The sequence below is a fragment of the Halodurantibacterium flavum genome (genome assembly GCF_042681825.1).
GTDB classification, from domain to species: domain Bacteria; phylum Pseudomonadota; class Alphaproteobacteria; order Rhodobacterales; family Rhodobacteraceae; genus Halodurantibacterium; species Halodurantibacterium flavum.
Genome location: NZ_JBHUGH010000009.1, coordinates 1 through 11,772 on the forward strand (window position 1 = coordinate 1; position 11,772 = coordinate 11,772).

The following is an 11,772-nucleotide window of genomic DNA, read 5'->3' on the forward strand; positions in this document are numbered from 1 at the left end:
TCCCAGCATCATCGGAAGCACAAAAAGCACCCCCTAGCCAGGCGATATGCAAGAGACCGATCCGTCGAAAAACAGACCAAACCGCCCGCATATCCCTTCAAAAAAAAACAACAATGTCAAAGAGCAACGAAGACCTTCCGGCAAGCGCCGCACCCGCTGTCTTCCTGGGTGGCCGCTGCGTCCGACTGTCTGTCAGCGCCGCGGTGAAGGGGTATTTAGGGAAGGCCGCGGGCCGGCGCAAGCGGAAAAATCATGAATTCGTCACAATGACGGCAAACCGCTTGTTTTACTGGCATGACGTGAACCCGGACGCGCGCGCCCCTGCCCCTACTCTGCCGCGAGCGGGAGCGAGTCGCGGCCTATCGCAGCAAGATCCGACAGAATCTGTCGCATCACGCGCTGAAAGGCTGCGAATCCCGGGCTCAGCTCCAGCGTAGATTCGTTCATGTAGAGAGAGCGGTCGATCTCGATCTGAATCACATGCTGGCCGCGCGCGGGGCGCCCATAGGCCTGTGTCACATAGGCCCCGGCAAACGGAGTGTTCCGTGCCGATCGAAGGCCGGCAGCGGCAAAGGCGGCCTCGACCGCCTCCGTCACTTCCCGCGACGCCGAAGACCCGAAGCGATCGCCAAGCACGACCTCGGGCGCCGGACGCCCACGGGCAGCTACGCCCTGGATTGCCTCATGCGGCATGGAGTGCATGTCGAAGAGAATCGTGCGGCCAAAGCGCCGGTGCTGATCCTGCATCAGCCGCTGCAGCGCTGAATGATACGGGCGCCATACGTCTTTAAGGCGGCGCTCGGCCTCTGACAGCGGGATCTTGCCTTGATAGATCGGACGGCCATTCGCAACGACGCGTGGAATCACCCCGAGGCCCGAACTGATCCGCGGATTGGGCATCGTCCGGCGCACCCCCTCGATCAGGGCCGGATCAAGCTCATCCGCGCTGCGATTGAGATCGACATAGGCGCGGGGGGCAAGGGCGCAGAGAAGCGGCGCCCCAAGCCCCGGCGCGTCCGCCACAAGAAGATCGAGATGCGCATCTTCCGAGGACCGGAGCGCAAGAGGATCAAGCGTTGATGCATCCACGAAGGCCCGGGGATAGTTGCGGCCGGAATGTGGCGAGGCAAAGACGGCACAGGTCGTCGCGGTCGGGGGAAGCTCAAGACGATAGGCGTGGGATGACATCGGACCCTCCTGCGGATGGGATTGTAGCTCGATAAATTCCTTTGTCGAAACCCCTTGAACAGGTCTGCGATTCCTTCTAAAGACCTGCGGACCGACGGCAGCGGCGACATGAAAATGTGATCGTTGCTTGTGGAACGGGCGCGTAGCTCAGCGGTAGAGCACTACGTTGACATCGTAGGGGTCACAGGTTCGATCCCTGTCGCGCCCACCATCCGCCCCGCCTGGGGCACGTTATTCAAGGCGCACGCGCGCCGCGATGAAGGAGAAGACCGATGAAGGTCAAAAATTCGCTCCGCTCGCTGAAGTTGCGTCACCGCGACTGTCAGGTCGTGCGCCGCAAGGGCCGCGTCTATATCATCAACAAGACGCAGAAGCGCTTCAAGGCCCGTCAGGGCTGATTGGCGTCAGAGCATTGTAAAGGCCGCCCGGGAAACCGAGGCGGCCTTTTTCATTGCTGGGGTGACTGGCGCGGCCTGTGCGTCCTGCGGAACCATCGTTCAGCCCCGACGGCCAAAGCCCCATACCGCACGATCCGGAAGCAGTCGCGACCCCTGTAACAGCCAGGACGCCCCGCGCGGGAAGCTTTTGGAGAAATAGGTGGTGTTCATATGCTCGAACATTTCCTGCGCTGCCTCCTCTGCGTCCATCAACAGCGGCGCCATCGGCCCCGACCCCTCCGGCACAGCGGACCGGACCAGCCCGGCATTGAACAGCTGCACCTCGACGCCGCTCGACCGGAGGTCCTGCTGCATCGACCGGGCGAGCGCCGCGACACCCGCCTTCGCCGCCCCATAGCCGATGGAGTTGGGCAGACCGGAAGGGCCGGCCGCACTGCCGCACATGACCAGATGCCCCTCACCTCTCGCGACCATTGCCGGAACAACGGCACCCATGACACGGGCACAGCCGGTGAAATTGATGTCGCAGATTTCCTCGACCCGCGCGGCATCCCAGGCGGATGCGCTGACCGGCGCGTAGCTGCCCGCCAGATAGACCACCCCATCAAGCGGGCCGATTTCGGCCGCAGCATCTGTGACCGAGGCGCTGTTCCGGACATCAACGGTAACGTAAGAGGCGCGGCCCGGCAGTTCAGCGACAAGATCCGCAAGCCGTTCCTCTGACCGGGCGCTGACGATCAACTCGGTTCCCGCGCGGCTCATGACATGGGCGAGCGCGCGGCCCAGCCCTTCGCTTGCACCCACCAGCCAGTACCGTTTTCCCTGCCACTCTCTCACGTTGTCCTCTTTCCTGCTTGGGCGCCACGACCGGAACGCCCCTCCCTCTCCTGAACTTGCGGCCGTTGGCCATCGTTCCACCGGCTCAGCGCCGCCCGAACAACCTTTCGATATCCGCGAGCTTCAGTTCAACATAGGTCGGGCGGCCGTGATTGCACTGTCCGGAATGGGGGGTCTCCTCCATTTCCCGCAGCAGCGCATTCATCTCTTCGGCACGCATCTGCCGCCCGGACCGCACCGAGCCGTGGCAGGCCATGCGGGACAGGACCGCCTCGAGCCGCGCCTGAAGGCCGGTCGCCTCGCCCAGATCCTCCAGCTCATCCAGAATATCGCGGATCATGCCCCTGGCATCGACCTGACCGAGAATCGCGGGCGTTTCCCGAACCGCGATGGCCGTACCGCCAAAGGGCTCGATCGACAGGCCGGCGCGCATCAGATCAGCGGCGAGCGGCAGGATCCGCCCGATCTCATCTTCGCGCAGTTCGACGATCTCGGGGATCAGCAGCGCCTGCGCCGCGACGCCGTTTTCCGCCATCTGGGACTTGAGCCGCTCATAGACCAACCGCTCATGCGCGGCGTGCTGATCAACGATTACCATCCCGTCTCGGGTCTGGGCGACAATGTAGTTCCCGTGAAGCTGCGTCCGCGCTGCACCCAGCGGCCGGTCCACAGCGTCGGATGCCGGCAGATCGGCCTCGACCCGGGCGGAAGGGGCGGCAAACTCTGCCGCCGCTTCGCCCAGATGCAACGCGGGGGCCGGGGCCTGCGCGGCAAAGGAGACCTGAAGCGCCCGCGCCGATGGCCGGTCCATCTGATAGACCCGGGCCGGTGGTCCCATCGCAGCCGGGCGCATCGCGGCAAGGGTCTGATCGGCGACGGTCGTCGACGCCCGGTGACGCGCCTCGCTCAGCACCTGCCGCAGGCCGGAAACGATCAGCCCGCGCGCCGCCGAGGCATCGCGAAACCGCACCTCGGATTTCGCCGGATGAACGTTGACGTCCACCTGCTCCGGATCGCAGTTCAGGAAAAGGACCGCCGCCGGGTGCCGGTCGCGGGGCAGAAAGTCGAAATAGGCGGCCCGTAGGGCGCCCGACAGCAGCTTGTCCCGGACCGGCCTGCCGTTGACGAAAAGATGTTGCACCGCTGACGATCCGCGGGAATAGGTCGGCAACGCCGCGAACCCGCCGAGGCTCAGGCCGTCCCGACCCAGATCGAGCCGCAGTGCGTTGTCGGTGAAATCGGCCCCGATCACCTGCGCGACCCTGCGATGGAGCGCATCGAAAAGATCGCCCTCGCCCGCCTCGACCCGGAACACCACGCGCCCTTCGCCGCCGCCCGTCACGTCCCGCAGGCAGAATGCGACCTGCGGCTCCGCCAGCGCAAGCCGGCGCACCACATCGGCGATCGCCTGCGCCTCGCTCCGGTCGCTGCGCATGAACTTGAGCCGCGCGGGCGTCGCATAGAAAAGGTCGCGCAACTCGACCACAGTGCCCCGGCTCAGCGCCGCCGGACGCACCGGCCCGATCCGCCCGCCTTCGACCGTGACCGAGGCCGCCTCGGCCCCCGGGATGCCCGCGCGCGAGGTGATCGTCAGCCGCGCAACGGCGCCGAGCGACGGCAAAGCCTCGCCACGAAAGCCGAAGCTGCGGATGTTCAGAAGGTCGGCCCCGTCCAGTTTGGAGGTCGCGTGGCGCGACAGGGCCAGCGGCAGGTCCCCGGGCGTCATCCCGCAGCCGTCATCGGTCACGCGGATCAAGGTCTTGCCGCCATCGGCATAGGCGATCTCGATCCGCGCAGCACCCGCGTCGAGGGCGTTCTCGACCAGCTCCTTGACCGCAGAGGCAGGCCGCTCCACCACCTCGCCGGCAGCGATGCGGTTCGCCATTGCCTCGTCGAGCTGGCGGATCACGGGACGTATCTTGCGGCTTTCGACGTTCATGCCCCCAGCTATAGCATCACACGCCGGGTTTGGCCATCACCCGCCCCACTACCCGTCCATGCCCTCGGGCTGGCCAACGATCACGAAATGCAGGCCCTCGGGATCAAGCAGCCGGGCTGCGACGCGCTGCACATCCTCCAGCGTCACGGCCATGATCCGGTCGTTGCGCGTGTTGGGATAGTCGATGGGCATTCCCTGCGCCTGCATCCCCACCAGAATTCCGGCAATCGTCGCGTTGCCGTCGAAACGCAGCGGGTAAGCGCCGGTCAGAAAGACCTGCGCGCGTTCCAGTTCCTCGGGCGTCAGCCCCTCGGCCGCCAGCCGCGCCCATTCCTCGCGGATCAACTCCACCGCCTCGGCCACCCGCGCGTTGGGCACCGACACCTGCCCCAGAAGCGCGTCGGAATGATCGCGGCCCACAAGGCTCGTGCCCACGCCATAGGTCAGTCCGCGCCGCTCACGCAGTTCGCGCATCAGGCGGGTGGAAAACCGCCCGCCGCCCAGAACCTCATTCAGGACGAAAGCGGCAAAGTAGTCAGGATCGTCAAAGGCGATGCCGCCCTGCCCGAACAGGATCACCGATTGCGGGGCGGCAAAGTCGATGATCGTCGTACCTCCCGTCACACCCACCGCCACATCGGGCGGGGGTTCGGGCCCGTCGAGCGGCAGATCGGCAAGCAGCCGGTCAAGGAGGGGGCCGAGCTCTTCCGCCGTGATATCTCCGACCGCGGCCACCTGCAGCCGTCCCCGCGTCAGGGCGCGGGCATGAGCCTCTTGCAGATCCGCGCGGGTGAGCGCCGCGACGCTTTCCTCGGTTCCGTCCAGCGGGCTGCCATAGGGGTGATCGCCATAGGCCAGCGCGTTGAATTCGCGTGCAGCGATGGCGCCGGCGCTGCGTTGATCGGATCGGATCGAGGCAAGCACCTGCCCCCTTACCCGTTCCACTGCAGCATCGTCGAACCTCGGCTCGGTCAGGGCCAGGCGCAACAGGTCCAGCGCCTCATCCCGATTCTCGGTCAGGAACCGTGCGGAAACCGAAACCGCATCATTCCCGGCCGAAAACCGGAACGACGCCGCGAGTTCCTCTTGCGCGACGGCAAAACCCGCGGCGTCGAGATCCCCCGCCCCTTCTTCCAGCAGCGCGGTCATCAGGTTCACAGCCCCGCGCCGCCCCTCTGGATCGGCGTTTCCCCCGCCCCCGAACCGCAGTTCGAGCGCAACGAAGGGGATGGAATGTTCCTCGACCAGCCAGGCGGTGATGCCGCCGGGGCTCTCGACCTCCTGGATCTCGATCTGTGCAAAGGCCGGACCCGCAAGACAGAGCGCCAGCGCCCCCGCGAAAAGACGCATCATCATTGCATTTCCTCCGCTTCCGGCAGGGGCAGCGGTGTCGACCCGGGCGCAAGCGGTGCCGCGCCTTCTGCCTGAACCATCATCCCCGTCACCGCGCGTGTCCGGTCAAACACGGCCTCGGCTGCGGCCATCACATCTTCTGCCGTGACCGCCTCAAGTATCGCGGGCCAGTCCCGCACGTCATCGACCGTCAGTCCGACCGACAGAGCCTCGCCATAGCGGCGCGCCAGCCCCTGTGCGTTGTCCCTCGCATAGATCTCGGAGGCGCGGATCTGCGTCTTGACGCGCGCAAGCTGCGCATCGTCCACACCTTCCGCCAGGAACTCCTCGATAACCTCGTCCATCGCCGCTTCGGCCTCTTCAAGCGAGACGCCGGGCAAGGGAACCAGCCCTACCTCGAAGGTCGCGTCATCGACCGCAACGCCCCCATAGCCGGCATAGGCGCCGAGGGCGATCTCCTGCTCGAACTGAAGCCGCCGCCCCAGAACCGATGTGGCCGGGTTGCCGCCCAGAAGCTCTGCCAGAACCGTCAGCGCGGCGGCGTCCTCCTGCGCGCCGCTGCGACGTGCGGGCGCCAGATAACTGCGGGCGATGAAAGGCTCGCTCACGCGCGGGTCGGCATAGGTAAAGCGTCGCTCGGCACGTTGCGGGGGTTCCTGCGGGCGCAGCCGCGGCGGCAGCGCGTCGCTGGGGGCAATCGGGCCATAATGGGTTTCGGCCAGGGCGCGCACCTCGTCCGGGGTCACATCGCCCGCAACGACCAGAACCGCGTTGTTCGGCGCGTAATAGATCGAATAGAAGTCCAGCGCATCCTCCCGGCTCAGGGCCGCGATCTCATCGCGCCAGCCGATGATCGGCAGCCGGTAGGGATGGTTCATGAAGAGCGTCGCGCGCTGGATCTCGCGGAAGATCGCGCCGGGACGGCCCTCGACCACCTGATTGCGTTCCTCAAGGACCACATCGCGTTCCGTCAGGACCTCCGGCTCATCGAGACGCAGGTTGGCCATCCGGTCGGCCTCCATCTCCATCATCAGGTCAAGACGGTCGGCGGCCACACGCTGGAAATAGCCGGTATAGTCCCAGGAGGTGAAGGCGTTGTCGCTGCCCCCCTGCGCCTCGACCACGGCCGAGAACTCACCCACCGCGCGCGTGTCGGTGCCCTTGAACATCAGGTGTTCGAGAAAATGCGCGATGCCGGATTTGCCGGGCGGTTCATCCGCAGCGCCGACGCGATACCACACCATGTGAACGACGGCGGGGGCGCGGTGATCCTCGATCACCACGACCTCCAGCCCGTTGTCGAGCGTGAAGGACGTGACCTCTTCCTGCCCGGCCTCGTGGTTCGTGTCCTGCGGTGATGCGTCCTGCGCGGCAACCGGCATCGCCACAAGCAGCATGACCGCAAGAAAACACCCGGCCAGTCCTCGCATCGCTCACCTCCTCAAGCCGGTGCATCCCGGCTGGCAAGACTTACCCTGCCCCCCGGCAGGGTCAACCGCGCCTACAAAGACGTGAAGTCAGGGTGCCGGCGGCGGGGCGGCCGGTGTCCGCGCCCCGGCCTGCCGCCAGCGCGCAAGTTCCGCATGAGGATCAAGCGATTGCGGCCCATAGACGCGGAAATAGACGTTGACGTTGAACAGCCGTTCCAGCGGCCGTCCCCGGTTCTGGCGCCGGAATTCCAGATCCTCGGCCGCAAGCTGCGTGCGGATCGCCGGGTCGGCGCCGTTACGCTGGGCATGTGCGAGCAGGGCGGCATCCGCGGGCGACGGCCCGCCGGCGACCACGCCCGGATTGCCGCCAAGCGCGATGGCCGCATCGGACTGGGGTTGCGCATCCACGCGGTTCGCGCCGCCCGGCGTCGGTTCCGGCAGCGCGCCAAGTTCGGGCGGCATCTGCAAGGGCCGCGTCGGCAGGATCGCGAATTCGTCAGGGCTCCGCCCCGCCGAGGTCGTGGTCATCAGGCGCGGCTCGCCACGGCTGCAGGCGGAAAGCCCAAGCACAGCCACCACCGCCAGCGTGATGATCCCTGTTGCTGCCCGCATCCAAGCCTCCTGCGCCCCGTGCCTTTCCCCGGGTCCTTCGCCGGAACCCGCCTTCAGGACACGTCTTTAGCCCAAAGATCCGGGGACGTCACGCGGTCTTTCGGCGCCCCGAAAAGAGGATCAGCCCCGCCGCCCCGGCAAAGATCGCCACATCCGCCACATTGAACGCATAGGGGTTCCTGATCCCGCAGCAGGACATGTTGATGAAATCGGCCACCGCCCCGTAAAGCAGGCGGTCGATCACGTTTCCGACCGCGCCGCCGACCAGAAGCCCGGCAGAGACCTGCACCCAGCGATCCTCTCGCTGGCCCATGGCCCAGATCCAGACCCAGGCGGAAATCACCAGCGCGATCGCGATCAGCGCCCAGCGGACCAGTTCCGCCTCGCCGGCCAGCAGGCCGAAGTTGATGCCCTGGTTCCACGCCATGCGCAGGTTGAAGAACGGCGGCCAGACGTCGATCGCCAGCCGCCGGTCAAGGTTCAGGACATGCACGACGTAATATTTCGAGACCTGGTCGAGCACGAAGATGACCAGCGCGACCGCAGCCGCGATCCACATGCCGGGCCGCCGGGCGGACGCGCGTGTCCGGGCGGGTCCGGACGCGGCGCGCGGCTTTCGCGCAGGTTTCGGGCGCGCGGGTTTCGGGACAGGCTTTGCGCTTTTGGCCATTTCAGTGCCGGAAGTGCCGCATACCAGTGAAGACCATGGCCAGCCCCGCCTCATCGGCTGCGGCGATCACCTCTTCGTCGCGCATCGAGCCACCGGGCTGGATGATCGCCGTCGCACCTGCCTCGGCGGCGGCAAGCAGGCCGTCCGCAAAGGGAAAGAAGGCGTCTGAGGCGACGACCGATCCGCGTGCGGGGCTTTCGGCCAGACCCAGCACCTCGGCCATGTCCTGCGCCTTTCGGGCTGCGATGCGGGTGCTGTCGATCCGGCTCATCTGGCCCGCACCCACGCCCACCGTCGCGCCGTTCCTGACATAGACGATGGCGTTCGACTTGACGTGCTTCGCAACCTTCCACGCAAAAAGAAGGTCCGTCAGTTCCTGCGCGGTCGGCGCGCGCCGCGTCACGGTCCGCAGGTCGCCCGGCGCGACAAAGCCCGTGTCCTTGTCCTGCACCAGGTACCCGCCGCTCACCTGCCGCACGGCAAGCGCCGGGCTTTGCGGATTGGCGAGGCCCTGCGTGACCAGAAGCCGCAGGTTCTTTTTCGCCGCGAACACCGCCCGCGCGGCCTCATCGGCCCCGGGGGCGATCACGACCTCGGTAAAGATCGCGGCGATTTCCTCGGCGGTCGGACCGTCGAGCGGACGGTTCAGCGCCACGATCCCGCCAAAGGCCGAGGTGCGGTCGCAATCATAGGCGCGGCGATAGGCCTCGATCAGCGTGTCGCCCCGCGCCACGCCGCAGGGGTTCGCGTGCTTGATGATGGCGCAGGCGGGGCCTTCGGCGGGCAGGAATTCCGACACCAGTTCAAAGGCCGCATCGGTATCGTTTATGTTGTTGTAGGACAGTTCCTTGCCCTGAAGCTGATCGGCGGTCGCGACGCCAGGGCGATCCGACCCGTCGGTATAGAAACCGGCAGTCTGATGCGGATTCTCGCCATAGCGCAGGCCCTGACGCAGGGTGCCTGCAAAGACCCGGCGGCGCGGCGCCGCAAGATCCAATGCCCCCGCCATCCAGTTCGACACCGCCGCATCATAGGCCGCCGTGCGCGCATAGGCCGTCTGGGCCAACCGCTGCCGGAAGGCGAGGCCCGTCGCACCCCCGTTCGCATCCAGTTCGGCCACAAGGGCCGCGTAATCTTCGGGGTCGGTCACGACGCTGACGAAACGGTGGTTCTTGGCCGCGGCGCGGATCATCGCGGGGCCGCCGATATCGATATTCTCGACACAGTCCTCATAGCTGCCGCCGCCCGCCACCGTCTGCTCGAACGGATAGAGGTTCACGACCAGGAGGTCGATCGGCGCGATCCCGTGCCCCTCCATCGCGGCGCGGTGCGACGGTTCGTCCCGCAGCGCCAAAAGGCCGCCATGCACCATCGGATGCAGCGTCTTGACGCGCCCGTCCATCATCTCGGGAAAGCCGGTCACCTCGGCCACGTCGCGCACGGCAAGGCCCGCGCCGCGCAGCGCCGCGGCCGTCCCGCCGGTCGAGATCAGTTCGACCCCCCGGGCGGCAAGCACATGAGCAAGGTCCAGAAGGCCGGTCTTGTCGGAAACGGAAAGAAGGGCGCGGCCAATGGGCACAAGGGTCGTCATGCTTAGGTCCTTCGGGTCGGTCAGGCGTCAGCCAGAAGATCATCGGGTTCAAGGTCACGGACAGCCGTGGGCCTATCCTGAGCCTGCGCCAGCGTCCAGCCAATCCGTGCGGTATAATGGCGGATTGTGTCCGAGATGACGATCTGGCTGCTGCGCCGGGGTGCCATCCTGTAGCGGTCGAGATAGACCGAGGGTTGCAGCGAGAGCGTGCCCTCGCCTTCATGGCGAAAGGCCCAGGTCTCGCCGCCGGGCAGCATCAGTTCGACCATGGTCCCGCGCAGGTCGGCCACGGCGCGGATATCCGGGTGCAGGTGGAACCGCATGCTGTAACCGATCCCGTCGGCCCCGGCGCGCGCGACCGCCTGTTCCAGCGCCGCGCGGTCCGGGGGCGTCTCGGCGGCGATCACATCCTCACCGGACAGCGACAGCCCATCCGGGGAAAGCTGCAGCACACGGTGGTGGATCAACCCATGGCTGCGCCGCCATCCGTCATGGGCAAGGGTCAGTCCATGGCGGTCGCCGCGGAACAGGACCTCGGTCGGGCCACCCGTCAGCAGTTCCGGCCCACCCGCGGCAACCGCCAGCCGGGCCGATGACACCCCGTCGATCCCCAGCGTGGAATGCGAGGCCGTTGCGCGCCCGGCGCGGCGCCAGTCGCCGCCGAACGGCGCACCGCTGCCCACGCTCACGATGACCGAACGCCGTCCGTGCGAAAACTCGAAGGCAAGCGCCGAGGCATGGCCCATGGCCGAGGCCGGCCCGGCCGGTGGCAGGGCTGCATCCGCGATGACGGTGCTGCGCCCTGACGACAGCCGCGCATAGCCCATCGCCGGCTGTTCGGCCTGCCCCCGCACCCCCGATGCCGCCAGCACCTGGTCGAGCCGCCCCGCCGGCCCCCGGCTGCCCCCGTGAAACCGGGGTGGAAGACCGGTGGCGTGGCGCAGCACCCGCAGGACCGGCACCGCCCGCCCGATCGCGGACAGATGCGCCGGCAGCGGATCGACCGTCGCCTCCTCCAGCGCGGTGGCGGCGAGCAGCAGGAAATGGGTGATTTCCAGCAGTTCTTCGGGATTGCGGCTCGGGATCGCACCCTCGGCGTCGATGATCCCGGCGGCGTCGGCCAACCCGGCACGGGCACGTTCGGCATGGGGCTGCATACCGTCGAGCGCCAGTCCGCCATAGACCATCGCGGTCAGCACCTCGATCCGTTCAAGCCCGGGTGCCGCCGCCTTCCAGCGCCGGGACAGGAACCGCAGATGGCGCCCCAACGCCCGCTCGAACCGGCCCCGGGCGGTATCGGGCAGCGACAGAAGTTCGGCATGGCTCAGCCATCGCAGCAGACGTTGCGCGGCCAGCGTCGCCGTCCATCCCGGGCCCGCGCCCCGGCCATAGCGCGTCAGCCATTCCAGCGTCCAGTCGCGCGCCGCGATCCGGGCCGCCGGGCTGCCCACCGCCGCCAGATCGTCGAGCCAGCGGAACCCGTGCAGCCCCCTCGCCTCGGCCTGCGCGGCGGGGTCGGCCAGCCGCAGCCGCCACGGGCTTTGCGCCGCGACGGGTTCGCCCCCGACATGGAACGCGCCTGACAACAGCGCGTGCCCCCGTGGGGCCGAGCCGATGAAGCGGGGTTCGGGCTCGGCGATCATGCGGGTGCGGCTGCGCCCGAAACCGATCAGCCGGGCCGCGATTCGGTCGGCAAGACCGGGCGGGGCGGGCACTCCGTAGGGGCGGTCGGGACGGGCCATGGGGCCTCCGAT

10 protein-coding genes and 1 tRNA gene are annotated in these 11,772 nt (G+C 67.4%); 2 read left to right on the plus strand and 9 right to left on the minus strand.

The window, feature by feature from the left end; genetic code table 11:
- Positions 1–327: 327 nt before the first annotated feature.
- Positions 328–1,188, minus strand: a complete 861-nt coding sequence (locus ACFSGJ_RS10640; RefSeq protein WP_390261370.1) for an N-formylglutamate amidohydrolase — start codon at positions 1,186–1,188, stop codon at positions 328–330.
- Between the two features lie 136 nt (positions 1,189–1,324).
- Here ACFSGJ_RS10640 and ACFSGJ_RS10645 point away from each other — a divergent pair.
- A tRNA-Val gene (locus tag ACFSGJ_RS10645) sits at positions 1,325–1,399 on the plus strand.
- Between the two features lie 61 nt (positions 1,400–1,460).
- Positions 1,461–1,586: a type B 50S ribosomal protein L36 gene (ykgO, locus tag ACFSGJ_RS10650; protein ID WP_150422850.1), complete on the plus strand. Its 126-nt coding sequence runs from the start codon at positions 1,461–1,463 to the stop codon at positions 1,584–1,586.
- A gap of 99 nt (positions 1,587–1,685) precedes the next feature.
- On the opposite strand, the gene ACFSGJ_RS10655 is transcribed toward ykgO, so the two are convergent.
- The 8 genes from ACFSGJ_RS10655 to ACFSGJ_RS10690 form a co-directional block, all read right to left on the minus strand.
- Complete coding sequence (locus ACFSGJ_RS10655; protein WP_390261372.1) at positions 1,686–2,423, minus strand: SDR family NAD(P)-dependent oxidoreductase; 738 nt, start codon at positions 2,421–2,423, stop codon at positions 1,686–1,688.
- 85 nt (positions 2,424–2,508) lie between these two features.
- On the minus strand, positions 2,509–4,362 hold the full coding sequence (mutL, locus tag ACFSGJ_RS10660; RefSeq protein ID WP_390261374.1) for a DNA mismatch repair endonuclease MutL: 1,854 nt from the start codon (positions 4,360–4,362) through the stop codon (positions 2,509–2,511).
- A 48-nt stretch (positions 4,363–4,410) separates the two neighbouring features.
- Positions 4,411–5,718 carry a M16 family metallopeptidase gene (locus ACFSGJ_RS10665; protein ID WP_390261376.1) on the minus strand — a complete coding sequence of 436 codons (1,308 nt, stop codon included), beginning with the start codon at positions 5,716–5,718 and terminating at the stop codon, positions 4,411–4,413.
- The gene (locus ACFSGJ_RS10670; protein ID WP_390262373.1) at positions 5,715–7,097 is read right to left on the minus strand and encodes a M16 family metallopeptidase; all 1,383 of its coding nucleotides are present in this window, start codon (positions 7,095–7,097) and stop codon (positions 5,715–5,717) included. The genes ACFSGJ_RS10665 and ACFSGJ_RS10670 overlap by 4 nt, the downstream gene beginning before the upstream one ends.
- Before the next feature lie 135 nt (positions 7,098–7,232).
- On the minus strand, positions 7,233–7,757 hold the full coding sequence (locus ACFSGJ_RS10675; protein ID WP_390261377.1) for a DUF3035 domain-containing protein: 525 nt from the start codon (positions 7,755–7,757) through the stop codon (positions 7,233–7,235).
- Between the two features lie 88 nt (positions 7,758–7,845).
- Positions 7,846–8,316, minus strand: coding sequence for a signal peptidase II (gene lspA / locus ACFSGJ_RS10680; protein WP_390261379.1), 471 nt, complete (start codon positions 8,314–8,316; stop codon positions 7,846–7,848).
- A 112-nt stretch (positions 8,317–8,428) separates the two neighbouring features.
- A complete protein-coding gene (purH, locus tag ACFSGJ_RS10685; protein WP_390261380.1) occupies positions 8,429–10,018 on the minus strand; it encodes a bifunctional phosphoribosylaminoimidazolecarboxamide formyltransferase/IMP cyclohydrolase in 1,590 nt (529 codons plus the stop codon).
- A gap of 20 nt (positions 10,019–10,038) precedes the next feature.
- Positions 10,039–11,760, minus strand: a complete 1,722-nt coding sequence (locus ACFSGJ_RS10690) for a heparinase II/III family protein (protein WP_390261382.1) — start codon at positions 11,758–11,760, stop codon at positions 10,039–10,041.
- Positions 11,761–11,772 lie beyond the last annotated feature (12 nt).